The organism is Prochlorococcus sp. MIT2302 (assembly GCF_059772385.1).
Map to the genome: position 1 here is coordinate 1398490 of NZ_CM186285.1, position 25423 is coordinate 1423912.

The 25423-nt window shown below is 35.7% G+C and carries 29 protein-coding genes; 13 read left to right on the forward strand and 16 right to left on the reverse strand.

Annotation, left to right across the window (positions count from 1 at the left end):
• Positions 1-150: 150 nt before the first annotated feature.
• Positions 151-522: a hypothetical protein gene (locus AC6EI2_RS07965; RefSeq protein WP_498461814.1), complete on the forward strand. Its 372-nt coding sequence runs from the start codon at positions 151-153 to the stop codon at positions 520-522.
• Between the two features lie 116 nt (positions 523-638).
• On the opposite strand, the gene AC6EI2_RS07970 is transcribed toward AC6EI2_RS07965, so the two are convergent.
• The 3 genes from AC6EI2_RS07970 to AC6EI2_RS07980 all read right to left on the reverse strand — a co-directional run bounded on the left by AC6EI2_RS07970 (position 639) and on the right by AC6EI2_RS07980 (position 2292).
• On the reverse strand, positions 639-899 hold the full coding sequence (locus AC6EI2_RS07970; RefSeq protein WP_498463474.1) for a hypothetical protein: 261 nt from the start codon (positions 897-899) through the stop codon (positions 639-641).
• Between the two features lie 373 nt (positions 900-1272).
• Positions 1273-1512: a hypothetical protein gene (locus AC6EI2_RS07975; protein WP_498461815.1), complete on the reverse strand. Its 240-nt coding sequence runs from the start codon at positions 1510-1512 to the stop codon at positions 1273-1275.
• 462 nt (positions 1513-1974) lie between these two features.
• On the reverse strand, positions 1975-2292 hold the full coding sequence (locus AC6EI2_RS07980) for a hypothetical protein (protein WP_498461816.1): 318 nt from the start codon (positions 2290-2292) through the stop codon (positions 1975-1977).
• A gap of 305 nt (positions 2293-2597) precedes the next feature.
• On the opposite strand from AC6EI2_RS07980, the gene AC6EI2_RS07985 reads away from it, so the two are divergent.
• From AC6EI2_RS07985 to mrdA, 3 genes are read left to right on the forward strand one after another with little or no spacing between them, the layout of a single operon-like run.
• Complete coding sequence (locus AC6EI2_RS07985; protein ID WP_498461817.1) at positions 2598-3209, forward strand: DUF8672 family protein; 612 nt, start codon at positions 2598-2600, stop codon at positions 3207-3209.
• Positions 3210-3225: 16 nt separating this feature from the next.
• Positions 3226-3600, forward strand: a complete 375-nt coding sequence (locus tag AC6EI2_RS07990; protein WP_498461818.1) for a hypothetical protein — start codon at positions 3226-3228, stop codon at positions 3598-3600.
• A gap of 19 nt (positions 3601-3619) precedes the next feature.
• Positions 3620-5461 (forward strand): penicillin-binding protein 2, encoded by a 1842-nt coding sequence (gene mrdA / locus AC6EI2_RS07995; protein WP_498461819.1) that lies wholly within the window; start codon positions 3620-3622, stop codon positions 5459-5461.
• Here the strand turns inward: mrdA and AC6EI2_RS08000 are convergent.
• From AC6EI2_RS08000 to AC6EI2_RS08010, 3 genes are read right to left on the reverse strand one after another with little or no spacing between them, the layout of a single operon-like run.
• The gene (locus tag AC6EI2_RS08000) at positions 5458-5982 is read right to left on the reverse strand and encodes an NADPH-dependent FMN reductase (RefSeq protein ID WP_498461820.1); all 525 of its coding nucleotides are present in this window, start codon (positions 5980-5982) and stop codon (positions 5458-5460) included. The genes mrdA and AC6EI2_RS08000 overlap by 4 nt on opposite strands.
• Positions 5983-6036: 54 nt before the next feature.
• A complete protein-coding gene (locus AC6EI2_RS08005) occupies positions 6037-7887 on the reverse strand; it encodes a flavin reductase (protein WP_498461821.1) in 1851 nt (616 codons plus the stop codon).
• A 2-nt stretch (positions 7888-7889) separates the two neighbouring features.
• Complete coding sequence (locus AC6EI2_RS08010; protein WP_498461822.1) at positions 7890-9665, reverse strand: flavin reductase; 1776 nt, start codon at positions 9663-9665, stop codon at positions 7890-7892.
• A 294-nt stretch (positions 9666-9959) separates the two neighbouring features.
• On the opposite strand from AC6EI2_RS08010, the gene alaS reads away from it, so the two are divergent.
• Positions 9960-12620, forward strand: a complete 2661-nt coding sequence (gene alaS, locus AC6EI2_RS08015) for an alanine--tRNA ligase (RefSeq protein WP_498461823.1) — start codon at positions 9960-9962, stop codon at positions 12618-12620.
• Position 12621: 1 nt separating this feature from the next.
• Here alaS and speA read toward each other — a convergent pair whose 3' ends face one another.
• The gene (gene speA / locus AC6EI2_RS08020; RefSeq protein ID WP_498461824.1) at positions 12622-14565 is read right to left on the reverse strand and encodes a biosynthetic arginine decarboxylase; all 1944 of its coding nucleotides are present in this window, start codon (positions 14563-14565) and stop codon (positions 12622-12624) included.
• Positions 14566-14707: 142 nt separating this feature from the next.
• On the opposite strand from speA, the gene ndk reads away from it, so the two are divergent.
• Entirely contained in the window at positions 14708-15163 is a 456-nt protein-coding gene (ndk, locus tag AC6EI2_RS08025) for a nucleoside-diphosphate kinase (RefSeq protein ID WP_413389512.1), read from the forward strand.
• 14 nt (positions 15164-15177) lie between these two features.
• Here ndk and thiO read toward each other — a convergent pair whose 3' ends face one another.
• A complete protein-coding gene (gene thiO, locus AC6EI2_RS08030; protein WP_498461825.1) occupies positions 15178-16305 on the reverse strand; it encodes a glycine oxidase ThiO in 1128 nt (375 codons plus the stop codon).
• A 99-nt stretch (positions 16306-16404) separates the two neighbouring features.
• Here thiO and gatB point away from each other — a divergent pair, with 99 nt between their 5' ends.
• Complete coding sequence (gatB, locus tag AC6EI2_RS08035) at positions 16405-17880, forward strand: Asp-tRNA(Asn)/Glu-tRNA(Gln) amidotransferase subunit GatB (RefSeq protein ID WP_498461826.1); 1476 nt, start codon at positions 16405-16407, stop codon at positions 17878-17880.
• Here the strand turns inward: gatB and coaE are convergent.
• Complete coding sequence (coaE, locus tag AC6EI2_RS08040) at positions 17877-18521, reverse strand: dephospho-CoA kinase (RefSeq protein ID WP_498461827.1); 645 nt, start codon at positions 18519-18521, stop codon at positions 17877-17879. The genes gatB and coaE overlap by 4 nt on opposite strands.
• A 15-nt stretch (positions 18522-18536) precedes the next feature.
• Here coaE and argJ point away from each other — a divergent pair, with 15 nt between their 5' ends.
• Positions 18537-19799 (forward strand): bifunctional glutamate N-acetyltransferase/amino-acid acetyltransferase ArgJ, encoded by a 1263-nt coding sequence (gene argJ / locus AC6EI2_RS08045; protein WP_498461828.1) that lies wholly within the window; start codon positions 18537-18539, stop codon positions 19797-19799.
• Between the two features lie 114 nt (positions 19800-19913).
• The gene (locus tag AC6EI2_RS08050) at positions 19914-21257 is read left to right on the forward strand and encodes a tyrosine-type recombinase/integrase (protein ID WP_498461829.1); all 1344 of its coding nucleotides are present in this window, start codon (positions 19914-19916) and stop codon (positions 21255-21257) included.
• A gap of 49 nt (positions 21258-21306) precedes the next feature.
• On the opposite strand, the gene AC6EI2_RS08055 is transcribed toward AC6EI2_RS08050, so the two are convergent.
• Together AC6EI2_RS08055 and AC6EI2_RS08060 are read right to left on the reverse strand one after the other, a co-directional pair.
• Complete coding sequence (locus tag AC6EI2_RS08055; RefSeq protein WP_498461830.1) at positions 21307-21558, reverse strand: hypothetical protein; 252 nt, start codon at positions 21556-21558, stop codon at positions 21307-21309.
• 118 nt (positions 21559-21676) lie between these two features.
• Positions 21677-21853, reverse strand: coding sequence for a hypothetical protein (locus AC6EI2_RS08060; RefSeq protein ID WP_498461831.1), 177 nt, complete (start codon positions 21851-21853; stop codon positions 21677-21679).
• 422 nt (positions 21854-22275) lie between these two features.
• On the opposite strand from AC6EI2_RS08060, the gene AC6EI2_RS08065 reads away from it, so the two are divergent.
• Positions 22276-22575: a hypothetical protein gene (locus tag AC6EI2_RS08065; RefSeq protein WP_498461832.1), complete on the forward strand. Its 300-nt coding sequence runs from the start codon at positions 22276-22278 to the stop codon at positions 22573-22575.
• A gap of 23 nt (positions 22576-22598) precedes the next feature.
• Positions 22599-22808: a hypothetical protein gene (locus AC6EI2_RS08070; protein WP_498461833.1), complete on the forward strand. Its 210-nt coding sequence runs from the start codon at positions 22599-22601 to the stop codon at positions 22806-22808.
• Here AC6EI2_RS08070 and AC6EI2_RS08075 read toward each other — a convergent pair.
• Both AC6EI2_RS08075 and AC6EI2_RS08080 read right to left on the reverse strand, forming a co-directional pair.
• Positions 22798-22938 (reverse strand): hypothetical protein, encoded by a 141-nt coding sequence (locus AC6EI2_RS08075; RefSeq protein WP_498461834.1) that lies wholly within the window; start codon positions 22936-22938, stop codon positions 22798-22800. The two genes, AC6EI2_RS08070 and AC6EI2_RS08075, sit on opposite strands and share 11 nt — an antisense overlap.
• Complete coding sequence (locus AC6EI2_RS08080) at positions 22928-23164, reverse strand: hypothetical protein (protein ID WP_498461835.1); 237 nt, start codon at positions 23162-23164, stop codon at positions 22928-22930. The genes AC6EI2_RS08075 and AC6EI2_RS08080 overlap by 11 nt, the downstream gene beginning before the upstream one ends.
• Before the next feature lie 59 nt (positions 23165-23223).
• Between AC6EI2_RS08080 and AC6EI2_RS08085 the strand changes: the two genes are divergently transcribed.
• Together AC6EI2_RS08085 and AC6EI2_RS08090 are read left to right on the forward strand one after the other, a co-directional pair.
• On the forward strand, positions 23224-24087 hold the full coding sequence (locus AC6EI2_RS08085; RefSeq protein ID WP_498461836.1) for a hypothetical protein: 864 nt from the start codon (positions 23224-23226) through the stop codon (positions 24085-24087).
• A gap of 28 nt (positions 24088-24115) precedes the next feature.
• A complete protein-coding gene (locus AC6EI2_RS08090; RefSeq protein WP_498461837.1) occupies positions 24116-24265 on the forward strand; it encodes a hypothetical protein in 150 nt (49 codons plus the stop codon).
• 21 nt (positions 24266-24286) lie between these two features.
• On the opposite strand, the gene AC6EI2_RS08095 is transcribed toward AC6EI2_RS08090, so the two are convergent.
• The 3 genes from AC6EI2_RS08095 to AC6EI2_RS08105 are packed head-to-tail and all read right to left on the reverse strand — an operon-like array spanning position 24287 to position 25256.
• Positions 24287-24481, reverse strand: coding sequence for a hypothetical protein (locus AC6EI2_RS08095; protein ID WP_498461838.1), 195 nt, complete (start codon positions 24479-24481; stop codon positions 24287-24289).
• Positions 24478-24672: a hypothetical protein gene (locus tag AC6EI2_RS08100; RefSeq protein ID WP_498461839.1), complete on the reverse strand. Its 195-nt coding sequence runs from the start codon at positions 24670-24672 to the stop codon at positions 24478-24480. The genes AC6EI2_RS08095 and AC6EI2_RS08100 overlap by 4 nt, the downstream gene beginning before the upstream one ends.
• Complete coding sequence (locus tag AC6EI2_RS08105; RefSeq protein WP_498461840.1) at positions 24669-25256, reverse strand: recombinase family protein; 588 nt, start codon at positions 25254-25256, stop codon at positions 24669-24671. Before AC6EI2_RS08105 ends, AC6EI2_RS08100 begins: the two co-directional genes overlap by 4 nt.
• Positions 25257-25423 lie beyond the last annotated feature (167 nt).

A 25423-nucleotide genomic window follows, 5' to 3' on the forward strand; every position in this document is an offset into this window, starting at 1 on the left:
TGGTCTCATTTAGTGCCACTGATGCAAATTCAGAAAAGAAATGGAAAGATTTTTATAACTTGTTTTCAAAGAATGAACTACAAGCCGAGTGGCATGAGTATTGGAAAGTTTGATTTAATCAGATAAAATCTTTAAACTGATGGGAAGAATATGGACGAAGCGTGGCTGCAAGAACTCAATAAAAGGAATCTTGTGGTTAAAGGAGAAGATTACTCTAGATGGGACTTCGCAACTGTTACTTTATCTTCTTCAGTTTTAGAAAAATTAAGTAAGGAAGAAAAAGCTAAATTTCATATGACTGAATTCAAACGAGCAACTAATGAAATTGAGCATTGGGCAAGGGTAGAGGAAATATGTGACTTTTTTGGTGTTGAAGATCCAGATTTGGCTGGAGATCTATATGTAAGAAGGTTTAAAAATTTTAATATAAATGATGAGATTCAATGGCTAGAATTAAGAGATATAAGCGAAGATATACCTGAAGGTTTCGGAGTTAAAGTTGATTGGGGTACGGTAAAATAAGCATATGAAAAAAAGCATATTGATTAAAAACTAATTTGCATTTGTATGAATTACTTTATAAAAGCACAAATCTGATCCATTACACTCAAAATTAATCTATCTCTATGCGGATCTTTTCAGGAAGATTGTTTGTTTTCGAATTCATTAAATTTCTTTGTGCCTACTGCAATATCTCTGAAGGATTTTCCCGAACATTTACCATCCATGCTAGATAAGATGTCTTGTGTAATTTCATTATTGCTTTTAGGAATAAATTTGCTTAATACTCGTATAATTCCATCTTGATTTTTATGAACACTGTTTTTATCCCATAACTGCTCTCCACACTGACTCTTTGGAGCGGCAATCCATTCATGGGATAGAGAATCTATTTTTATGGGTTTAAAAAATAATTAGAGGAGTTGAATATGAAAAAAAAATAAATTTAATAGTTTTTATGCTCATTGGATAATAAATTTCGGATCTTGTTCGCGGAAAATTGACTTCAGCTCGACATGCGTATGCCTATTCAAAACATTTAAGAAAAACTTATTATCAAAAATTAGATTTATATCAATATAGTCGTTAAGTGCAAGTGTTTAATAAAAAAGTTAGTGGGTATGTTGTCAAATACCTGTTTATTAGAGACAGATATGCGATGGGTGGAATGAATTCTAAAACACTAAAAAAACAAATGGGATGAAAATTTTTCATCCTCATTTGTTTTATCGATTGATCAGTGGAATATTCTTTTATCTAATGGACTGATCGCTATTTACCACCATTGCAGAAGCGAACTGCATCAGAAGCGCTTTTTCCACTAGCTTGAATCTCTTCCACACATTCGTTGAAGACTTGTGAGTCTTGTTTTACAGAACACAAACTGAAGGCGATGGCAACAAGAGCAACAGCAGAAACTACATTAGAGCCTAGTTGAATAAGGCCATAGGCAAACATCGCTTTTCCTTTCCCACTGCACTTTTTTTTGTCTATTTTTTTTTCTTCAGTCATTTGTAAAAAGTTAATTATTTAACTTAATTGATTCATTGGTCAAAAAAGTTGAAAAACAGTAGAGAATACCGCTCTAATTACCTTTTTGATTTTGTTTTTTCTAAGTCAAAATAATCACAAAAAAACCGCCGTATTGTTAATGAGATGGTTTCTTTGGAGATCAGAGCAAGTGTTTCCTTGTTTCCACTGCGGAGGATCCCACTCTTCACAGGTCCAATGTTACGTATCTCTTGGCTAACTCAAGTGCCAGCAGGTTGGTTCGCCGACTGTTACTTGTGATAATTCGAAAATTAGTCATAAAAAAACACCCGACTTACTGTAAGAAGGGTGTTTTTTTACAGAACGATTGTGTGAGGAGTTGTCCTGTTAATTCATTTTTACTCTTCTGGGGACTTTTGTCACCTCTTAAAAACAAGATGACTTGGATCATAAGGCTGCGTTATTTAATACCTACAAGATTGGTTAGTCTTCTGCGTTTTCAAATTGCTTTGCTAATCTAAATCCTTTTCTAATAATTAAATATATTCCATATAAACCAGCAATCAAAGGAAGGACTATTAGAGGGTTGGGACTGTAGTTGGAATAATCTTTTACACCATCGACATATTCAATACCTGAGCATTTTAAGTATAGAAAACTCGTAAAGATAATTCCCCAGCCAATGATTGAGAGTATGCCTCCTTTTTTATCACCTTCATAAAATCTATCTAAACCCCATCCCCAGCCAATAGCAAGGATAACTCCTCTTGTGACAGCATTTTTTTCTTGTTTACGTAGCATTTCTTTTGTTGGAATATGTTCGGAATGAACATAACTGAATTATTGTTGTTTTGCATGCACTGACTAAAAAGATACTTATTCCTGTATACATTTGGGCATTTTTTGTAGAGAAATAAGCATTCAATCAAGTGGGATAGAATCCCTAGTCAAGCAAAAATAGAGAATTAGAGAGAAATTGATTAAATAAATTTATCTGTGCCTATTAAGTTGACTTCGATTTCTTGTGGTTATGTTGACTTATCTTGTTTTTTAGGGGTGGTCGACTTCAAGAAAAAAAGATAAATTAGTTCAATAGCTTATTACTTTTGACAGTTGCACAACAGACTGATTTGCAGTTAAGCCGACGGCTCCAGAAAGATAGCATAACCATTTCAGGAAAGGTTATTTTTATAAATCCTTTTCTTTATTGGCGACGCTTTGACAACAATACTGATAGATGGTTAAGAGAGCCTGGCCAGCTAGGAGAAGAGCAAATCAATCTGAATAGAGCGCGTTTTTATCCTGAGGTTGATTGGACTTTTTTGAAAGAGGAAGAGCGGATGATTAAAGACGCCGCAGTTGAAATGTTTTTAAAAACGCTTGAATTAATTGGTACTTTTCATCCTCAGCTTACTGCGGGGCAATTGCTAGAAGTTGAAAGAAAGATGGCAGTTACTAAAAAAAAGTCTTTTGAACGTTGGGTAGAGAAATCTTTTAGAAAGAAAATTAATCAAGCTTCAAGAGAGCGTAATAGGTTTGCTAGAGAGCGTTTTGTAAGAGGTTGGCGAGAATGGTTAACTCTTGAAACTACTCATCAAGCTTTTCTTCCATTCGCGACAATAATTGTGATGTCAATCTTTGGTGGTTGGTCCATAGGTATTTCTAATAATAGTTGTACTCCTTACTTCCCAACGTCAGAAACAGGTATTCTTAAGTAGCTTTTGTTAGGCCATTATGGCTAAAGATCAATTAAGGGATTTGCATTTATTTGCAATGGAATCTGCATTGCCTTTTGGAATGGGCATTGTTAATAAGGCTAAAAATGGTGGATTTCAAAAAATAATGGATGTATTAAAATCAAAAGATCCTTTTTTAGAATTCCAACTTGATGGCAAAACTTCTGCAAAGAGAGTAAGGGATAAGATTGATCAGTTGATTCCTGGTTTAGGCTATCCAGTTGTTTCTGTTGATGTAACTGTTGAAGAGAATTCTCCTGATTATCAAAGAAATGATCAAGATTCTTTAGTTTCAACTTTAAATAGAATTGATAAAGAATTAGATCAATTGAGGCATTATCTTAGTGATGACTCAAAAAATTTAGATGATTAATAATTCTTGAATTATGATAATGAAGAAAAAGGAAAAATTATATCTCAGTTCTAAAAAGCATGTGGGTGCTTTCAATCAACCCTTGATTTTCTTTTTATTTACTTGCTTAATTTTTTTCGTTACAGGTGCTCGTCTATTTTGGATACAAATAATTAATGGTTCTTACTATAAAAAACTTTCAGAAGAAAATAGAATTAAGCTAATTTCTAACCCACCAATAAGAGGAAGGCTATTAGATCGTAATGGTGTAATTCTTGCTGATAATAAACTTTTTTATTCTTTATCTGTTCAGCCTAGACTGTTAACTGATGTTGAATGGATTGATCTAAGGAATGCTTTATCTGATCTGTTGAATGTTTCTGCAAGTCAATTAGAGATTGCATATAACAGAAGTAATTCCGAGACCCCTTATAAAAAAGTATTGTTGAGTGATTTATCCGTTGAGCAAGTTATCAGATTTAAAGAACAAGAAAGTAAATTGTATGGTGCTCAGATTGATATTGGTTTGGTTAGAAATTATCCTTATAAGTCTTTAGCCGCTCATGCTTTAGGTTATACACAATTGATAACTCAAGATGAGTTTTCGGAGCTTTCACAAAGAGGTTATAAATTTTCCGATCGAATTGGACGAAAAGGTATTGAAGCTGCTTTTGAACCTGAATTGAGAGGTAAATGGGGTGGGGAAATGCTTGAGATTGATGCAATAGGTACGGTTCAACGGAGTTTAGGGTTAAAGCTTCCTCAGGCTGGCAAGGATATCAAATTGACTCTTGATCTAGAGCTTCAACGGACTGCCGAAAAAGTTTTGTCCGATAAAGTCGGAGGAGCAATAATAGCGCTTGATCCACGTACAGGTGCAATTAGAGCAATTGCTAGTCAACCTACTTTTGATCTGAATTTTTTTTCTCAGCCTTTTACTAATCAACAATATGGCAACATTTTTTTGTCATCAAACCGTCCTCTTTTGAGTAGAGCATTTAATGCATACGATCCAGGAAGTACATGGAAGCCAATAACGGCTATTGCTGGTATGGAAAGTGGTAAATTTCCTCCTAGTCAAAAATTAAATACCGTTCCTTGTATTAAATATGGTAGTCATTGTTTCCCAGAATATAACAAGAGAGGTTTTGGGTGGATAGGATATGAAGATGCATTTAGAGTTTCGAGCAATACTTTTTTTTATCAAGTAGGTGTCGGGGTTGGACCCTCGGCTTTATATGATGCAGCGATAAAACTTGGCTTCGATAATTATACTGGCATAGAAACTCTAATTGATGAAAATAAGGGCTTAGTAGGTAATAAGGAATGGGCTGATAAAGGTCGTGGTTGGGGAAAGCCCGGAGAAACCCCCTGGATCGTAGAGGATATGGCTAGTGCATCTATTGGTCAATCGGTTGTTCTGGTTACTCCATTGCAATTAGCACGAGCATATGCGTCTTTTGCAAATGGTGGTTATTTGATTACTCCTCATTTGGTTGATGGCAATATCAATTGGAGATCAGAAAAATATTTCCAAAAAGTAGATATTCGTGATACAACTTTTGAGACAATCCGTCGTGGACTTCGAAAAGTAGTAACTAGTGGTACTGCTATTGGAATAAATATAGATCCCTCTATAATCCCTCCGGTTGCTGGTAAAACTGGAACAGCTGAAGATAGCAGTGGAGGTGAAGATCATGCATGGTTTGCTGGCTTTGCACCTTATGACTCTGGGAAAATAGTCATAGTTGCATTTGCTCAGAATACTCCTGGAGGTGGCTCAGTCCACGCTCTACCTATGGCAAAAAAAATGTTTCAGACATGGTATGAATTAAATTCTAACGAGCAATTGATTAGTGTTGGAGAGGAGTTAGAGAGTTAATTAGAATGATTTAGTTTTAGTAGTTGAGTTATGATTGCTTTAATTGATGTATCTTCAGCAATTTTTGACTTGTTGGTAGCTAACTGACGTCCTAAAACCAAAGCTCCAAGATGGGTCAGCTGAATTCGCATCGAAAGCAATAACTCCATACACCCCCCTCCCGAAAAACTTGCAATTGCAATTGGACGTTCATTAAATAAACTTCGAAAATCTTTTCCTTGCACAGAAAGCCAAGCTATTGCATTTGTAAGAATTGGAGGAATTGAACCATTATATTCTGGAGCACAAATGACCCAATGTGAATGGTTTTCCATTTGAGCATTGATCAAATGAAGATTCTCTGGTGCTTTCTCTTTTGAATTATGACGTGGATTAAATATTGGTAAATCATTTTGTGATTCTGTTAAATCAAGCAATTCGCATGAGTAATTTAGTTCCTTGCCTGCGAGTAAAAATCTTTTGGCTAATTTCAGATTTTCACCATTGCTTGCAGCTATAATAAGAAGCTTTTTATTAGACATTGTGAATTAGGAAGGAAGTATAAATAAATGGATCAAGTCGTTTTTGTAATGGATCTAGTAGTTCGCTCCGGTTTTTCGATGATGAACTGCTGTTACTCCATCTTTTTTAAGGACTTTTCCATGTTTAATCTCAGCATATATCAGCCAATGATCCCCACACTCCATTCTTTGACTAACTGTACCCTCCAGCCAAGCTAAAGCTTCGTTTAACAAAGGTTGATTGCTTGGACTTAATTTGATCTCAAGATTGTTAAATCTATTATCTCCAGGTTGGAATGATTGGAGAAATTGTTTAAGGAGGCTTTGATGATTGTTTTGTTCTAAAATATTCAAAGCAAAATTATCACCAGTATGAAGTAAGTTTTCTACAGCTCTTTCTTTGGCCACTGCAATTGTAATACCAGGAGGAGAAAAGCTTGCTTGACTCACCCAGCTTGCAACCATTGCTCCGCTAATTTGATTACCTTCATCTCCTTTTTGAGCAGTCAATATACATAGTGACCCTACGACTCTTCCAAGTGCATTAATTGTTGGATCACTTTTACTGGTATTTAATCCAACATTAGCCTTTCTTTGTTGACGTAATTTCGTATTAATTAATTGTTTACCAAATTGGATACCTGTTTCCTCAAGTTTTTTAATCATTAATGGATCAGGACTGAATTTGATTTTTATGGGTTCAAATCCAAATTTAAAACCCCCATCTTTTAATTTTTTTTCAAGTAAATCAAGAGCCTCTCCACTCCACCCATAACTTCCGAATACTCCAGCCGGCTTGTCTCTGTCTCCCTCAGCCAAAAGAGTACCTAGTGCTGAAACAATAGGGGTGGGTGCATGTCCTCCTAAAGTTGGTGATCCAATTAGATATCCATCGGCTTTGCGAATTTCATTGATTAAACTATCTGAAGCAGTGAATTCACAATTAATAATCTTAACTTTGACACCTGTTTTACTAATTCCTCTAGCGATGGCATCAGCAATAGCTGCAGTGTTTCCATATGCACTAGCAAATAATAAAGCAACTCTTAAGTTGTTGTATTTTTGGCTTTCTCCCCAGCTTTGGTAGTTGTTTAATAAACTTCTCCAACTACCGCTGATTGCAGGTCCATGCCCAGGGGCTATCGTATCAATCTCAAAATCTTCGAATTTTTCGATAATACTATTAACTTGAGTAGACATTGGTGCCATTAAACAATCGAAGTAATGTCTTCTTTCTTCTTCCGTACTAATACTGTTTAATTCAGCCCATTTTTCTTCATATACATGCGCACCAAACAATTTGTCACTCATCAATAAACCAGTTTCCTTTTCAAAAACAATTAGCCCACCAGGCCAACGTGCTGTTGGCGCCGGAATGAGAGTAATCTCAAAGTTATTATCTAATTTCAGAATTTCTAGTTGTCTAATGATTTGTATATTTGGAAGGATTGCAACTTTCTCGGATGCTTCTTTTGGATTTGTATTTTTAGATGGTTTTCGTAAATTCCAAATTTCCCTGAATAATTTTGCTCCGGGATTAGAACAAATAACCGTTAAATTTTTATACTTCACATTCATTCGTTTTACAAACGCTACTTTATTGGGATTGATATGACCCATAACTAATTTTATTTCAACTGAATCTCTGCTAATGATTGTCTCAAACTCTTCTAAGAATTCTTTTTCAAATGTTAAACCAGGAGGGTGAATTAGAATATATTCTTGTGATTTAGAATCTTCATCTTGATAAGACTTAAATAAAAAAGTATTTGTGCAACTACCTTTTTCAAGAGAATATTCAACTTCAAATCTAGTTCTTTTTGGATTTAGGCTTCTTAAGCAAATTAAGTTCTCCTCAATAGGAATCTGGATCGTCTTTTTTATGAAAGTATTTAGCCTTGTTGAAGAAATATTCTCTACTGCCATTATTAATAATTACTACCAACTCTTCTGTGATGAACTGCTGTTTTACTTTGAGTATTTGATAAATTTCCTTTCTCAACTGATGAATAGATGATCCAATGGTCTGTTGTCTCCATTCTTTGAATAACTTTACATGAAAGGAAAGCTAACGCATCAGATAGGACTGGTCCTCCAGCCGCAAGATCATTCATTAATTCAACTCCTTCAAATCGATTAGCACCTGGTGGAAAACGTTTTAAAAAGTGTCTGAAGAGGTGCAAATAATTATTTTCTTGAAGAATATTCAAAACAAAACGATTATTGACTTGTAATAATGATTCAATGGCTCTGTCTTTAGCTACTGCTACGGTGATTCCAGGGGGTTCAAAACTTGCTTGACTGACCCAGCTTGCAACCATCGCGCCGTCTCGACTGTCCGCATCTGAATTCTCTTTAGCCGTAACAATGTAGAGCCCACCGCTTAAACAACCAAGCGCTTTGTTTAATTCTCCATCAAGGTTTTTTGTAGCAGCTAAATTTTTCTTTCTAGTAAGAATTTGACCTAAATCTGTACCAGCTTCTTCAAATTGTTGATAAACAGTTTTATTTGGTTCATCACGAACTCGAAGTGGTTTAAATGCTTCTTTTTGTCCAAGCTTTCTTAATTGGTTAGTAATAAAGTCAATTGGCTCTTCATTTCCGCCATAAGAATCATAAGTAGCTACCCACTGCTTTTGTTTTAATGACGCAAGTAGTGTCCCAATATTACTTTGCAATTCCGAATCAGATTTGATTGGCCATGTTGGTACAACAACTGCGCTTGCATCACTAATTAGAGCACTTAATTCTTGAGTGTCTGAAGCAATAAGATCAACTAATTGAACTTGAGCATTTGCCTTGCCTATGCCATGAGCAATTGCTTGACTAAGTCGATCGCAAAAACCATATTGGCTCAGATAACAAACCACGGCATAGTTATCTCCTTTACTTTTTTGCTTACTCCATTCTCTATAATTATTCAGCCATAACTGAGTATTAAAATTAAGGATTGGCCCATGTCCAACACCAATAGTTTGCACGGTTGGTAATGCATCAATCTTTTTTAATGCTTGAACTACGCTGCGGGCATTAGGACCCATGAGGCAGTCGTAATAAAATCGGAAATCTTCATTTAATAGATTTGGATTTTCGTCGTACAATTTTTCTGAACAGTAATGCAAACCAAACGCGTCACAAGTATATAAAACTTGAGTACCGTGATCAAAAGAAAAAATAGTATCGGGCCAGTGTAGATTTGGCGCACTAATAAATTCAATTTTGTGCTCGACTCCGCTGATTGAATTAAATTCTAAATTTAGGTCCTCACCACTTTTGACAGCTCTTGACCTAAAAGGTTGATGGATTTGATCTTCTAAAAATTTTATAGCTACTTTAGATGCGACGATTTCAATATTTGGGTTTAATTCAATTAAGTATTTAATAAGTCCTGAATGGTCTGGTTCTGTGTGACTGACTATTAAATAATCAATTTCTGTTGGATTGATTTCTTGTCTTAGTTTTTCAAACCAAATATTTTTGAATTTTAAATGGCTTGTATCTATAAGTGCAGTTTTTTTACCTCTTATTAAAAAACTATTGTATGTAGTTCCATTTCTAAGGCCAAATTCAATATCAAACCTGCTCCGATCCCAATCTAACGATCTTAATGCGTGTGTATCTTCAGCAATTTTTTCATATTGCAGTGAAAGTCTAGGAGTATCCTTTTTCTGATTTTCTAAAGCTGTCGATTCAGTAAAAATCATGTTCTTAAAGCCATTAATCAGGGAGAGCTAGAAAGCTGCAACAAATTAGATTGCTGAGTGAAAATACCTAGATCATTTTTTACCATAATAGGATATTGAGGTTTGTACGTGTGATACTGCTTCCCGTAAATATTATTTGTTTGCAATAGGTGTGGATCTCGACGGATTTTTTTGAATATTTTCTCTTTCGAAGTCTCATGGGTTTCCATTTTGTTATTGTTTAAGGGCAAGTTGAGCCAATCTGACCATTTTTGTGATTGTTTTCAAAAACCTTTGTAGAAATAATTTTTAGTTATGAAAAAAAATTCTTCCACCTTAATGAATCCTCCATCTCTCTCAGGAGATGAAATAAGAGAAGCTTTTATAAACTTTTTTACGAAACATAATCATAAGAAACTTGCAAGTTCTTCTTTAATTCCAGATGATCCAACTGTTTTATTGACAATTGCGGGGATGTTACCTTTTAAACCTATATTCTTAGGATTGAAAGAATCTCCTATTCCTAGGGCAACATCCAGTCAAAAATGTATTAGAACGAATGATATTGAAAATGTAGGGAGAACAGCTAGGCATCATACTTTTTTTGAGATGCTTGGTAATTTTTCTTTTGGTGATTACTTTAAAAAAGAGGCAATTCAATGGGCGTGGGAATTAACTACTGATGTTTTTCGACTCAATCCAAAGAATATAGTCATTAGCGTTTTTGAAGAAGACTTAGAAGCAGAGCAAATATGGAAAGAAGTTGAGGGGGTTGATCCAAAGAGAATCATCAGAATGGGTGCTTCGGATAATTTCTGGTCATCTGGAGCTACAGGACCTTGTGGTCCATGTTCAGAACTGTATTTTGATTTTAAACCCGAATTAGGAAGTGATGGTATAGATCTTGAAGACGATAGTCGATTTATAGAATTTTATAATTTGGTTTTTATGCAATACAACCGAGACTTAAAGGGCACTCTTGAACCATTGGCGAATTGTCATATTGATACAGGAATGGGCTTAGAAAGAATGGCTCAAATTTTGCAAAAAAAATCTAATAACTATGAAACGGATCTTATTTTTCCTCTCATTGAGTCAGCGGCTTTATTAGCTAAAATCAATTATGAAACTACAAATAAAAAAAATCAAACATCATTAAAAATTATTGGAGATCATTGCAGAGCTGTTACTCATTTAATTTGTGATGGTGTAACTGCTGGTAATCTCGGGCGAGGCTATATTCTTCGTCGTCTCATACGGCGTATGATTCGACATGGTCGACTGGTAGGGATTAATCAGTCGTTTTTACCTCAGCTAGCTGAAGTTGCAATTGAGCTGATGAAAAATGCTTATCCTCAATTACTGGAGAAAAAGAAAATTATTCTTAATGAGTTAAAAATAGAAGAATCTCGTTTCCTTGAAACTCTTGAACGGGGAGAAAAACTTTTAGCAGAGATAACAGCTCATGAATGTGATCTTATCTCTGGTGCACAGGCATTTGAGCTTTATGACACTTATGGTTTTCCTTTGGAATTAACAGAAGAGATCGCGAATGAAAAAGGTATTTCTGTTGATATTACTGGCTTTGAAGTTGAAATGGAGAAGCAACGCAAACGTGCAAAAGCAGCTTCTGTCAGCATTGATTTAACTGAAGAAGGTTCAATTCAAAGAGAAATTTCTTTGTTTGATAAAACAATATTTGATGGCTATGAAAAGTTACAAACCACTTCTGCTGTGATAGGCATTTTTAAAAATAATGAATTAGTGAAACAAGCTTTTGAGGGTGATTTAGTTAAGATTATTGTAAATAGAACGCCTTTTTATGCTGAGTCAGGTGGGCAAATTGGAGATAAAGGCTTAATAACGTCTAAAGGTTTAGAGGTGTTTATAGAAAACGTTAGAAAAAAGAAGAATATTTTTATTCATTCTGGAAGGATTAAAACAGGAGTTCTAACAGTTAATTCATCTGTTCAGATGAATGTGACTCCATCTTTTCGTCAACGAACTACATCAAATCACACAGCTACACATCTATTACAATCAGCTTTAAAGTTATCGATTGACTCAAGTGTAAGTCAAAGAGGTTCGTTAGTTTCAAATGATCGATTGAGATTTGATTTTAATGCTCCAAAACCTCTTACAAACAAAGAACTTAATGATATGGAAGTACAGATAAATCAATGGATTAATGAAGATCACCCAATTCAAATTAAAACAATGCCAATTAAGGAGGCTATGGCTGCCGGTGCTTTGGCAATGTTTGGTGAGAAATATGGTGATGTGGTACGTGTCGTGGATGTTCCAGGTGTTTCTATGGAGTTATGTGGAGGTACCCATGTAACTCGCACGTCACAACTAGGTACGTTTAAAATTATTAATGAGACAGGTATTGCTTCAGGTATTAGACGAATAGAGGCTATGGCTGGTCCATCAGTTTTTGATTATTTTAACGAACGTGATTTGGTAGTTAAGGAGTTAAGTAAATCATTCAAGGTTCAATCATATGAAATTGTTGAGAGAGTTTCATCTCTTCAACTGGAATTGAAAGATAAAACAAAAGAACTTATCAAACTTAAGAATGAACTCGCATTAGTGAAGGCATTGAGTTTGGCTAGTTATGCAAAATGTGTTGGTAAGAGTAAATTATTAATCAGACGTTTAGATGGGGTCGACGGATCTGGATTGCAAACCGCGGCTTCGAGTTTGATCGATCATTTAGGCAAGTACTCTGCTGTCGTATTTGGAGGCATTCCAAATCAGGAGATCGATAATAAATTAGTGTTTGTTGCTGCATTTTCTTCTGATTTAGTTTTAGATGGTTTTCATGCAGGCAAATTTATCAGTGGGGTTGCAAAAATGTGTGGTGGTGGTGGCGGTGGTCGTCCAAATCTTGCTCAAGCTGGTGGTAGTCAACCTCAATCGTTGGATCTAGCTCTAGAAAAAGCTAATGAGAATTTGACTCAACAATTGACTTAATTTAGCTCTGAAGGTAAGTACTTTGACGAAGACTTACCTCCACATGCTCTATTAATTTTTGTGCATCCTGGATTTTAAGATGTCCGCCTTGAATAGCTGATTCGCTTGATTTTCGTAAACGCTCTAATAATATTTCTGGATCGTGTTCCAAATATTCAAGAACATTTGATTTCGAATTTCCACGAATGACATGCTCAACTTTATACGTTCCTTTCTCTGTGAATCTTATATGGACTGCATTAGTACTCCCAAATAAATTATGTAGATTTCCCATTACTTCTTGATAGGCGCCAGCTAAGAAAAGACCAATTAGATATTTTTCGTCTTGATTAAATTCATGAAGAGGTAGCAAATTTTTAATTTTTCCATTGTCAATAAATTGATCAAGCTTTCCATCTGAATCGCATGTTAAATCTGCAAAGTGACCAAGTTTGTTCGGTTCTTTGCTAAGCCGATGGATTGGCATAATTGGAAAAACTTGATCAATGGCCCAAGTGTCTGGAGCGGATCTAAATACGGAAAGATTTGCGTAATATGTTATGGCTAAGCTTTCACTTAATTTTTTTAGTTCTGTAGGTAAAAGTATATTTTTTGGTAACTGATTAACAATTGTTTTTGCACAGGCCCATGTCAACTGTTCAGCTTTGGCACGTTCAACTAAATCTATATAACCGAGACGAAAAGCCGCTAGTGCATCTGCTTTAAACTTAAGAGAATCATTCCATGCTTCTTGTAGTTTGGCTAAATCTTCTTCTTGCTTAAGTTCTAGAGACTGTATGTGGATTAATGTTTCACGTAAATTTCTGACAGAGAGACATTCTTTTTCGTCTTTTTTAGGAATGTCAGAAGGTAGCGAATTTTTGCCTAAAATATTGAAGATTAAGATTGAAAAGTGACTAGCAATTGCTCTTCCACTCTCCGTAACCAAAGTAGGTAGTGGTATTTTTTTTGATTCACAACACTCTTTAATTGTTGCTACAACATCATTTGCGTAATTTTGAAGTGAGTAGTTAGTAGATGCTATAGAGGCTGTTTGACTTCCATCGTAATCAATACCTAAACCACCTCCAACATCTAAGTATCCCATAGGTGCCCCAAGATTAATTAATTCTGCATAAATTTGTCCTGCTTCTTGTAAGGCATCTTTTAAAACACCTATATCGTTAATTTGACTCCCTAGATGAAAATGTAAAAGCTTTAATTCATTGAGAAGTTTTGCTTTTTTTAACCTTTTGATTGCTTTCAATATTTCTGGAATTGAAAGTCCAAATTTCGACTTGTCACCAATCGAGCTACTCCATCTTCCACAGCTTTGACTAGATAACTTTGCTCTAATTCCTATGAGTGGAGATGCGCCGAGTAAATGACTGGATTTGATTATAAGATCAACGTCATTTGCTTGTTCTATAACTACTATCGGTTGACGTCCAAGCTGACGTGCTAAAATAGCTGTTTCAATATAACGTTGATCTTTATAGCCATTACATATTAGTAAAGCTTTAGGATCCTCTAGAATTGATAAAGCAATTAGTAACTCTGGTTTGCTTCCAGCTTCTAAGCCAAAATTCCATTTGGAACCACAGGTGATTAATTCTTCAACTACGTGACGCTGTTGATTACATTTGATTGGAAATACACCTTGGTATTTTCCTTGATATTGATAGTCATTAATTGCTTTTTCAAAAGCTTTATGTAAGTTTTTTAAGCAGTCTTCGAGAATATCGTCAAATCTTATTAACAGAGGAAATTTTAGTTTTCGACTTTCGAGTTCATCTAATAGTTCCATCAAATCATGAGATTTGTTTTTGGAACCGTTGGGACAAATACCAATATTCCCTTTTTCATTGATTGTGAAATAACCCTTTCCCCAGCGATCAATTCCATAGAGGTCTGAGCTGTTTTGGATAGTCCAAGAGAGAGATTGATTAGTATTTTTCACAGCCATTTATGCGATAACAAAGTTGCCAAGTTTTGATCATTCACGATTAATACAATTAAATCTAAGAACAGTTTTATTAAGTGTCATGTTTTACTTGCCAAGAGGGTAGTTTTAGGAAGACTATGGCTTCATATTATTGAATACCGCAATGACTTTGGAAAGAACTTTTGTTGCTATCAAGCCAGATGGTGTACAAAGAGGTTTAATCGCTGAGATTCTTGGTCGTTTTGAAACCAAAGGATTCAAATTAGTAGGCCTAAAGCAACTCACACCAAGCAAAGAACTTGCCGAAAAACACTACGGTGTACACAAAGATCGTCCTTTCTTTTCAGGTTTAGTAGATTTTATAACAAGTGGTCCAGTTGTTGCAATGGTTTGGGAGGGCGAAGGAGTTATAGCAAGTGCGAGAAAATTGATTGGAGCAACAAAGCCTCTTGAGGCTGAACCTGGAACTATTAGAGGTGATTTGGCTGTGAATATTGGTCGTAATGTCATTCATGGTTCTGATGGTTCTGATACGGCAGTATTTGAAATTGATCTATGGTTCCAGAAAAATGAACTTGTTGATTGGACCCCATCAGATCAATCATGGAGAGTGGAATAAATTATTGGTGAACTTCACAATCTTTTGGTGAGTGGTTTTTGAAATCTGTCCCATCTGAATTGGGACAAAAAACTACTTTCCTCATTACTTAAGGAGCTCGAGCAAATAGATTTTCCAATTAATTCTGCAGTTATCGCCGCCAATAAAACTCCATTACGATGATGACCAGTAGCAAGCCAGAGTCCATTAATTGATGACATTCCCAGTAAAGGGCCCTCGTCTGGTGTGCACGGACGAAACCCCCACCATCTCTCCATATGAGGTAGTTGATTAAGTTCAGGAATAAGAGATTGAATTCCTTTTTGTAGCTCGCGTTGTCCTTTTGGAGTAAGTCCTTTTTGGAAGCCTGCCTCAGGCTCACTGGTTGCCCCTACGATTATTAGGCCGTCATCTCTTGGAACTAAGTAAATGCCAGGTCCAAAAATAATCCTCTTTAGAATCTGTTTTGGTCCCTGAATAGATAACATCTGGCCCTTAACAGGAAAAATAGGGAGTGTTTTAAATATTTGTTTGCTCCAAGCTCCGCAGCAGAGAACTGCTTCTTCGCTTTTTAAATGATTGATATTTCCATTAATGTCTTTAATTTTGACTCCATGAAAAGTGTTTGAATCTTTCATGATTTCAATTACTTCAACTCCTTCTTGAAAGTGAACACCTAAATCAACACAAGCTTTTTCAAGTGCTCTCATTAAAAGTCTTCGATTATCGATTTGACCGTCCTGTCTAAAAAGTAAACCTAATTTCCATTTTTTTGAGAGTCCTGGAATTTCTTCAAGAAGCTCATTCCTGTTTAGCTTTTCACCAAATTTATATGTTGGGTGGGATTCACAGTCTTTTAGGTTTTCAAATGGGACAACAATTCCACAAGTTTTGAGTCCACACGACATTTTACTATTTGTCTCAATGCTTTCTATCCATTTCGGGTGTCTTTGAAGACTAGTTTGACCAAGACTTAAAAGCTCACCTTGAAGTCCCTCAGCGTGAGGGGCTAGCATTCCAGCAGCGACAAAGCCTGCTGCTTCACTTCTGCTTCTACTTAAGATTTCTACGCGTTTGCCTTTTTGAGCAAGTTCATGGGCTATTGCAAGACCCATTAATCCTCCTCCCAGAATTAACAATGGTTTTTCGTTTACTTCACCCATTACTTGGATTTGGAAAATGTTATTTTCAATGTTTTAGATTACGTTAGCTTCCATGACTGAGCTTTTCTTTCATAAGATTCATATATCTAGGTCAAATTAATGTCAGAATCCAATGTTTCTTGGGAAGTTGTAATCGGATTAGAGACGCATGTGCAGTTGGGAACTAAGAGCAAAATATTTACTAGTGCATCAACCAATTTTGGTGACGATCCAAATACTCATATTGACCCAGTGGTATGTGGCTTACCAGGCACTTTGCCAGTCCTAAATAAAAAGGTTCTGGAATATGCAGTAAAAGCAGCGATGGCTTTGAATTTAAACATTGCCTCTCACAGTAAATTTGATAGAAAGCAATATTTTTATCCAGACTTACCAAAAAATTATCAAATATCTCAATTTGATGAACCTATTGCAGAGAATGGGTGGATAGAGGTTGAAGTAGCCGAAAAAGGCAAAGAAACTTATGTCAAAAAAATAGGTATTGAAAGATTACATATGGAGGAGGATGCTGGAAAACTTGTTCACGTAGGTAGTGATCAGTTGTCAGGCTCCACCCATTCATTGGTGGATTACAACAGAGCAGGTGTAGCACTAGCTGAAATAGTTAGTAAACCTGATTTAAGAACAGGTAGAGAGGCTGCGGAGTATGCAGCTGAAATTAGAAGAATTATGCGTTATCTAGGAGTATCTGATGGGAATATGCAGGAGGGGTCTTTGCGATGTGATGTGAATATTTCAGTTCGACCAACTGTTAATGACCCATTTGGTACAAAAGTAGAAATTAAAAATATGAATTCATTTTCAGCTATTCAGAAAGCTTGTGAATATGAAATTAAGCGGCAAATTAAAGCTTATGAATCTGGAGAAGAAGTAAAACAAGAAACGAGGTTATGGGATGAAGGTAAGCAACTAACTAAAAGCATGAGATCAAAAGAAGGTAGTAGCGATTATCGTTATTTTCCTGATCCTGATTTAGGTCCGATTGAAGTAAGTGATGCATTAAAAGAAAAATGGCGATCAGAATTACCAGAATTGCCAGCTGCAAAAAGGAATAGATACGCAGCACATCTTGGCCTTTCTATTTATGATGCTCGAGTTTTGACTGATGAATCTTCAATGGCTAAATATTTTGAAGAAGTTGTTAATGAAGGTGGAGTACCAAAATCTTCAGCAAATTGGATAACTGGCGATCTAGCAGCATTTATTAAATCTAATAGATTATCATTTGATCAATTATCGTTTAAGCCAAATGAATTAGCAGAAATGTTGCAAATGATTGAAGCAGGAGAAATAAGTGGAAAAATTGCTAAAGAAATTTTGCCTGAACTATTACGTAAAGGTGGTTCTCCAAAGCAATTAGTCAAAGAACGTGGTTTAGGTATGATTGGTGATCCGAAAGTTATTGAGGAAATTATTGATAAATTGATCCTTAATCATCCTAATGAGGTTGAATCTTTTAGAGCTGGTAAAAAGAAATTGCTAGGGTTTTTTGTAGGTCAATTAATGAAGGAAACAAAAGGTAAAGCGGATCCAAAACTCGCTAATCAAATATTAAATAAAAAATTACAGGCCTAAAAATTATATAATTTTTTTAACTGCTTCTTCCATGTATCATCATTACTAGAATTTGTAATTATATAATCTGCGAATTGTTTTTTAAAAGAGTTGTCCCATAACGCATCAATTCTTTGATTTGCTTCTTCAAAACTTAACTTATCTCTTGACTGAAGTCTTTCTAATTGAATAGTTCTAGGGCAATCTACATAACAAATTTCACTACATAATTTTGTATAATTTTTTTCAAATAGAAGAGGAATAATCAAAATAACTACTGAATTTGATTTCAATTTTTCTAATTCTTTTTCAATTCTTCTGTTCACAAATGGATGTATTAATTCTTCTAGCCATTTTTTTTCAGCATCATTTTTAAAAACTATTTTTGCTAATGCTTTTCGATTAATAATTTGATCATCTTTACTCGAATTTTGAATTATTTTATTTCCATATCTCAACAAGACTTTTTTGAATATTTGACTTTCAGTTCTTAATGCTTCATGAGCATATATGTCAGCGTCTAAAATAGGCCATTGCTTTGTTTGAAATAGAAAATCTCCAATGATTGTTTTTCCACTGGCAATACCTCCAGTGATACCAATTCTTCTTTGCTTGCCTTTCCATCTAAGACAAAGTTTATTTGTTTGTTTTTGGTCAATCATTAATATTGATAGTAAGTGAAAAATGCTCTTCTGAATTTGAGTCTTTTGACATCTTCTGTATGGTCTCCAATATCCGGTGGTATTACTACCCCTGATGGTTTTTTAGCAGCTGGCATATCCGCAGGATTGAAGCCTTCTGGGAAGAAAGATCTTGCTTTGCTGTATGCACCTGATGGTGCTTGTTGTAGTGGGACATTTACTCAATCAGTGACTCGTGCTCATTGCGTGGATCTGTGTATTGATCGCATCAACGCATCTGAGGGAAAAATACGTGCTGTAGTTATCAATTCTGGACACGCAAATGCTTGCACAGGTAGTAGAGGTAAAATTGATAGTGAGATTATTACAAATGAGCTTGCTCAACGACTGGGATTATCTAATGAAGAAGTTTTGATATGCTCTACGGGTGTAATTGGTGAGCCAATACCAGTAGAAAGAGTTAAAAGGCACTTGGATCACCTTGTAAGCAGTTTAGATAAGGAGGCATACCTGGATGCGGCGAATGCAATTTTGACAACCGATCTTGAAGTCAAGCAAATTGCGTATCAAGCAGTGTTGGGAGGAAGAAGAATATCTATTGGTGGAATGGCTAAAGGCTCGGGTATGATTCATCCTTCAATGGCAACAATGTTGAGCTATATTACTTGTGATGTAGGCGTAAATCATATTCTATGGTCGGATATGATAAAGCGAGTCGCAGAATCATCTTTTAATTCCATTACAGTTGATGGAGATACGAGTACAAATGACACTTTTTTAGCTTTTTCTTCTGGTGCAGAATTAGATTCAAAATATTTAGCAATACTTGAAGAGGGACTACATTTAACAGCCCAACATTTAGCTAAGGCAATAGCTAGAGATGGAGAAGGTTCTAATTGTTTACTGGAGATAAAGGTTGAAGGTGCTCAAAGTGACTTAGATGCTCGTGTTATGGCTCGCACAATTGCTTCATCTTCTTTAGTTAAAACTGCTATTCATGGTTCCGATCCTAATTGGGGAAGAATTATTGCTGCACTTGGTCGTGCAGGTATCTTTTTTAATATTAGTGAGGTCCAATTATGGATTGGACCTTATGAACTTTTTTCTAATGGAATACCTCTTGATTTTGATAGACAAATAGTTAGTAATTTTATGAAAGCAAGATTAAAAGGGAAATATTTAATTGATGATCTGATAAGTATCAGACTAAGGGTAGGGATAGGAAAAGGTTCTGGTACTGCTTGGGGGTGCGATTTGTCTGATCAATATGTACGTATTAATGCCGACTACACGACCTAGTTTCTGCGACTATCAAAAAGCATTGCTATGACTGTAAATAATTAGATTTTTGTAGTCTAAATTTGCAATTGCGACTAAACTGCGACTAAAATAATTACGTTTTAGTCCTTTCGGATGCCACGAGCGAGGGAAACAGGAAGTTGGGTTTTAGACCCGATTGAAGTCTTTGATGGCGAGAAGGATTTGTATGTTTATAAGCGTCCTACAAGTAAGAAATATCAGTTGTATCTGAAAACCTTGAGTGAGGGTGTTATTCGTGAAAGTACCAAGAAAGAAAAATTAGATGAGGCATTGGAGTATGCAAGAGATCGATGGTATGAGATTCAGTCTCGTCAACGCAGTGGTCTGAAAATCATCAAGAAGGAGAAGTTGCTATTTGATTTTGTTGATGAGTTTCTAGAGGCAGAGAAGCAACGTATAGAGGTGATTCCTAAGAAGGGTATTACCAAAGATACTTACAGGCAGAAGAGAGTTCATTTGGATTGGTTACGACAGTTTTATGGATCACGAAGTCCCAAGTTGGTGCAAATATTCTTTGGTGGCAAAGGTAATAAAACTAGTGTCTCTGAATATGGCGTCTGGAGAAGAAAAGAAAGTAAAACACCTCCTAAAACAAATCACACCATTAATGCTGAGATCTCAACGATTAGAGGGTTTTTCAACTATCTCTATCAGCAGCATTTGATTGAACAGACTCCCTCATTGAAGAGCGTTAAGAACGAAGCGTCAGAAGAGTTGAGAAGAGATTATTTAACGCTTGCAGATTGGAAACGAATGATCCCTACTCTGAATGCTTATCGAAAAGATAAAAGTATTACTGCAAGGCAGTCGTATAACAGAAATGTTCTGTATTACGCAATGGTGGTCATGATCAATAGTGGTTTGAGGAAAGGAGAACTCAAGCAACTTAGATGGAGTGACCTTGAACGTAACCCAGTCTTAAAAGGCGAAGATGCTGAGAGGCACCATATTATTTGTATTCGAGGTGCTACTACTAAAACAGGTAAATCAAGAAGAGTTAATTCACCTACGCAAGAATACTTCAATAAACTTAGAGAACTTTCCCATATACCTAAAACGGGTAGACATTTTCCATTTGTCCCTGCAAGTCATAAGGAGGATTTTGTTTTATGCAAAGAGGGTAAAGGGGATCAACCTCTTGGAGTGGGGACATGGAATCGATGCTGGCAAGAGATAAAAGAACGTGTAATTAATGCAGGTGGAGACTGGATGGAGAGCAAAAATATAACTTGGTATAGTTTTCGCCATAGTGCAATTTCATTTGCTGTTCAGCGTGGCGTGAACCATCTCAAACTGGCACGTAATGTAGGAACAGGTTTGAGGTATATAGAAGGTTTTTATTATCATCACGAATCTGAAATGTCGACGGATGAATTAAATAAAGGCAGAACTTTTTTCACTAAGACTTCAGAACTGATAGAACCACGCTTCGATTGATATTTCTAACTCTATTTGTCACCTCTGTAGGTTAATGGTACCAATGCATTCACCTATGTAATTTTGCTTTTACCTTCTCTTGTAGATAGTCAGGCAATTGATCTAATCCCTCTTTGAACTCATCCTCAGTAATTAGATCTTCTTCATAAAGACTCTCTAGAGCATTAGCGAATCCAACATCAATCAAACCAGACATAACTTGATGCTTTGAATAATTTCCAATGATGGATTTACGGCAAAGATTCAACTTCTCAACCTCTTCCAAACTCAATCGGATATAGGACCTACTTTTATTAGTCATTTCTTCTTCTGGTAATCAGCAGCAATTAAATCATTTAAATAGGACTCAATATGCTGTCCTTTCTTCTTTGACTTCTCCTGTGCCATTTGATGGTAGATCGCACCTATCTTTACTTGTTTCATAGCATCATTACCTTTTGATTTTGTCTTGAGTTCCATAGTCTTTTGATTCCTGTCTTTGCAAGGTCACTAAAAGTTAATCCCATTTCTTCCATTAATTGTTCTTCAATAGGAGAATAAATTGGTATCTCACGTTTCTTATATGTAACGTGTCTTTGCTTTGTTGGTGGTCTCATTCTTAGTACGATTGTTGTTATTGAAGTGATTACAAGAGATTGTTTTAATTGAATTTAAAGTAATAGATTGTTCTCTAAGATAGAAGAGCAAAGTATGTTTTATAGGATATTTAATTGAAGAAGAGTTGGATATAAATTATTAAATTCACTTGCTCTAGAGTTATTTATTATCTAAAGGATAAAGTTAAAGATAGAATAATCATTAACCCTAACAGAGTTAGTTATATATATTTAGTATTAGACTACTACTTATTGTGTATTTTTCTTAACATTTGCCTGATTTCATGAATTCATAAGAAACAGACTTAGTAAAAAAAGTGTTACTAACTGAAACCTCTAAAGTGTCCTTATGGTGTGACGACCAGACCGTCTTAAAACCCTACTGGAAATATCAAATAAACCTACAAATTAGAGGAAAACTAATGCCAAAGGGATTACGTAAAAACATGCCTAATATGACTTTTAGGCAAGAATCATTATTCTCTAAATTACTGAGAACAAACTTTCATAGATATTGCTATGTTGCAAAGGAATTAGAGAGGGAAAATCTTCAGATTATGGGTAACTTAGAACTGCTTATTGAATTAAAATCTTCTGACAGTAAGCACCAAGATACTCAAATAGAGCGTCTTTTACATTCAATAGATGAACTTATATATGTAGAACAAAGATTCATCAGAGAAGACCTCAAGGTCATTACTAATGAGGAGGCACAAAACTAATGGGAAAAAATCGAAAGGTGATTATGAAATCACCAGAATGGCAATGGTGGAATGAAAGATTACAACTCATCAAAAGTGAAGCAAGAAGGGATGTTTACTTGAACAAGATTTTGTATGGAATGCAAAACGGATGGGATCTGACTCATCTGAAAGAACAAATGGAGTATGTTCGACTAACCCATTTATATGGTGATGCTTGGCAAAAGGGTGGGTTGGTAGAACCTAAGGAATAGGGTTCAAAGCAATGATTTTTATGGTGGGGTTTCTTGCCTCACCTATTTTTTTTGCGTCTTGAACATTGTTGGCATGAACTGTTTCTTTCCATGTCTTACCGCCTTGATAGTAAGTAAGTTCAACCTTCATTTACTTTCGCTCTCAACTTGTAGAAAGTTTCTTCGCACCGAACAACAACACCTTTGTAATCAGGTGGAAATCTTTTCATCCATTGAGGAATTGCCATCGTTGTTGGGAATCCTCCTTTGATATGAAAGACAACTTCTTTGTTTTTCTCATCCCAATAATGAGGAGGAAGACCACCGCCTTCAAATTTTCCATTCCTCATTCTTGGGTATCTGTTTTTATTGGTCATCTTCTATTCCTTATAGTTCTATTATAGATTTTGATTCTTGGTAGAAACGAGTAGGAAGAATGAAGCATATTCAATTAAAAACTATTCAACTGAAAAATCATCCAGTACTTACTGAGCGATGGTTGCAAGACATAATTGCTGACGATCCTTCGATTATTGGGATTGGCGATGTAATCCTCAAAGATAAAGAAAGAATTCATCATGGTGCTGGAAGATTAGATCTACTACTTCAAGATGCGGATGGGAACGAAAGGTATGAGGTGGAAATTCAATTAGGTGCAACGGATGAATCTCACATTATTAGAACTATTGAATATTGGGATATTGAAAGAAAGCGTTATCCCCAGTACAACCACACTGCAGTAATCATCGCAGAGGACATAACGAGTCGATTCCTGAATGTGATTAGTTTGTTTAACGGTTCTATTCCTCTAATGGCGATTCAAGTAAATGCAATAGAAACTTCAGAAGGTGTAGGTTTACATTTCACCAAAGTATTAGATGTTCAACCTCTTGGATTAGTTGACGAGGATGAAGAGGTTGCTGAAATAACGGATAGAGATTATTGGTTGAAACGGGGGACACCTAAAACAGTTGCAATGGCAGACAAAGTTCTTTCTTATATTGTTGAGTTTGATCCTGATGCACAACTTAATTACAACAAGTTTTATATAGGATTAAAGATTAATGGTAGATCAAAAAACTATGCCATTTTTAGACCTAAAAAAAGTCACATCCGCATAGAAATTAAAGTTGCTCAAACTGAAGAAAATGACGAATTAATCAATCAAGCAGAAATAACTACTTTGGATTACGACAAGAGATACAATGCCTATAGATTAAGAATTAACGAAAAAGAATTAGAGGAGAAAGCAGAGACAATTAAACAATTACTAAAGGCAGCACAGGAATCATTCAGATGAAACCATCAAAAAGAAAAGAAGTTATTAAATGAGCAAATACGTTCTTTTAATGGAGGAATACAAAAGGGTGAGACATTTTGATGAAAAGAAAGCACAAAAACTTTTTGATGAATTAAAGAGAATGGTTGAGGATGGAGAAGTCACTGATAAAGAAATTGAAGGTGGTGCATATATCTAAATTCCTCTCTTTACTTGCGAATCATGCTGCTTCCTTCTCTCCAAAATTAGGAACAATCAATACATCATCTATCTCTTCAGAAAGAGGGTTATACATCCACTCACCCATCTCACACAGAAGGTGAAATCTGTCTTCAGAGTTGAGGGATTTCATTCGCTCGCAAGCGTTCACTACACATTCATCCATTGCCTGAATTAGTTCTTTCTTGCTAATCACACCTGCCCTCTATATTTTTTGAACTCATCCAAATCACTTGTGACGATGCTCTGGAAATCAGGAGGAAACCTTTTCATTATCTCTGGGATTTTTAAGCACTCTGGATAAGGGTTATGCAAATAAAAAATAACTTCCTTCTCTTTCTTCAAAACAATGTAGTCATTTAATCCACCAATATTTTTGTCAGTCATACTGCTACCTCCAATTCTCTTTTGACGATGGTTTGAATAGTTGCTCTACTCATTCCCAACGCTCTTGCAATAGTTCCATATCCTTGCCCTTCCTTTCTCTTGCTAATAATTTCTTGTATCTGATGTTGGTTGTATTTCCTCTTCGCTCCAAACTTCACACCTCTACTTTTTGCGACTGCTCTTCCTTCAGATGTTCTGTGTCGAATATTTCTCAACTCACATTCCGCAGCGTATCCCATCACTCCAACAATCAATCTCACTATCTCATCATTCATAAGTGAAGTGTCTAATCTGCCGTCCAGCGTCTTAATGAATACTCCACGCTCGATGAGGTTATTCACTTCGACCAACATCGTGACCATTGTTCTTCCAAGTCTCGTCATATCCTCCAGAATTAACAAATCATCTTGCTGAAGTAAATCAAGACATTTGGAGAGTTCTTCTCTATCTCCGTAGTTGCTTGTTCCTGTAATTTTGTCGCCAAAAATATTTTCATCGGGAACTCCTTCTGCCTTAAGAGCAAGCACCTGACGCTCTTGGTCTTGTAAATCTGTGGAGCATCTCCAATATCCAAATAACGCCATCAAATCGCCTTTAAACCATACCTGTATTGTAATACATTCTCATACACATATTTCATACATTAAGACACCAGTAACAGTGGTCCATCAGAAGGTGTATGGAAAATCTTGCTTTTTTATACACCTTCAATCAAAGTCAGAGATTTATTACTTGTAAAAATTGAATCGTT

Coding starts and splice junctions, on each gene's coding strand:
- AC6EI2_RS07965 (WP_498461814.1), top strand. CDS start 151: ATGGACGAAGCGTGGCTGCAAGAACTCAATAAAAGGAATCTTGTGGTT.
- AC6EI2_RS07975 (WP_498461815.1), bottom strand. CDS start 1,512: ATGACTGAAGAAAAAAAAATAGACAAAAAAAAGTGCAGTGGGAAAGGA.
- AC6EI2_RS07980 (WP_498461816.1), bottom strand. CDS start 2,292: ATGCTACGTAAACAAGAAAAAAATGCTGTCACAAGAGGAGTTATCCTT.
- AC6EI2_RS07990 (WP_498461818.1), top strand. CDS start 3,226: ATGGCTAAAGATCAATTAAGGGATTTGCATTTATTTGCAATGGAATCT.
- mrdA (WP_498461819.1), top strand. CDS start 3,620: ATGAAGAAAAAGGAAAAATTATATCTCAGTTCTAAAAAGCATGTGGGT.
- AC6EI2_RS08000 (WP_498461820.1), bottom strand. CDS start 5,982: ATGTCTAATAAAAAGCTTCTTATTATAGCTGCAAGCAATGGTGAAAAT.
- AC6EI2_RS08005 (WP_498461821.1), bottom strand. CDS start 7,887: ATGGCAGTAGAGAATATTTCTTCAACAAGGCTAAATACTTTCATAAAA.
- AC6EI2_RS08010 (WP_498461822.1), bottom strand. CDS start 9,665: ATGATTTTTACTGAATCGACAGCTTTAGAAAATCAGAAAAAGGATACT.
- alaS (WP_498461823.1), top strand. CDS start 9,960: ATGAAAAAAAATTCTTCCACCTTAATGAATCCTCCATCTCTCTCAGGA.
- speA (WP_498461824.1), bottom strand. CDS start 14,565: ATGGCTGTGAAAAATACTAATCAATCTCTCTCTTGGACTATCCAAAAC.
- ndk (WP_413389512.1), top strand. CDS start 14,708: ATGACTTTGGAAAGAACTTTTGTTGCTATCAAGCCAGATGGTGTACAA.
- thiO (WP_498461825.1), bottom strand. CDS start 16,305: ATGGGTGAAGTAAACGAAAAACCATTGTTAATTCTGGGAGGAGGATTA.
- gatB (WP_498461826.1), top strand. CDS start 16,405: ATGTCAGAATCCAATGTTTCTTGGGAAGTTGTAATCGGATTAGAGACG.
- coaE (WP_498461827.1), bottom strand. CDS start 18,521: ATGATTGACCAAAAACAAACAAATAAACTTTGTCTTAGATGGAAAGGC.
- AC6EI2_RS08050 (WP_498461829.1), top strand. CDS start 19,914: ATGCCACGAGCGAGGGAAACAGGAAGTTGGGTTTTAGACCCGATTGAA.
- AC6EI2_RS08055 (WP_498461830.1), bottom strand. CDS start 21,558: ATGACTAATAAAAGTAGGTCCTATATCCGATTGAGTTTGGAAGAGGTT.
- AC6EI2_RS08060 (WP_498461831.1), bottom strand. CDS start 21,853: ATGAGACCACCAACAAAGCAAAGACACGTTACATATAAGAAACGTGAG.
- AC6EI2_RS08065 (WP_498461832.1), top strand. CDS start 22,276: ATGCCAAAGGGATTACGTAAAAACATGCCTAATATGACTTTTAGGCAA.
- AC6EI2_RS08070 (WP_498461833.1), top strand. CDS start 22,599: ATGAAATCACCAGAATGGCAATGGTGGAATGAAAGATTACAACTCATC.
- AC6EI2_RS08075 (WP_498461834.1), bottom strand. CDS start 22,938: ATGAAGGTTGAACTTACTTACTATCAAGGCGGTAAGACATGGAAAGAA.
- AC6EI2_RS08080 (WP_498461835.1), bottom strand. CDS start 23,164: ATGACCAATAAAAACAGATACCCAAGAATGAGGAATGGAAAATTTGAA.
- AC6EI2_RS08085 (WP_498461836.1), top strand. CDS start 23,224: ATGAAGCATATTCAATTAAAAACTATTCAACTGAAAAATCATCCAGTA.
- AC6EI2_RS08090 (WP_498461837.1), top strand. CDS start 24,116: ATGAGCAAATACGTTCTTTTAATGGAGGAATACAAAAGGGTGAGACAT.
- AC6EI2_RS08100 (WP_498461839.1), bottom strand. CDS start 24,672: ATGACTGACAAAAATATTGGTGGATTAAATGACTACATTGTTTTGAAG.
- AC6EI2_RS08105 (WP_498461840.1), bottom strand. CDS start 25,256: ATGGCGTTATTTGGATATTGGAGATGCTCCACAGATTTACAAGACCAA.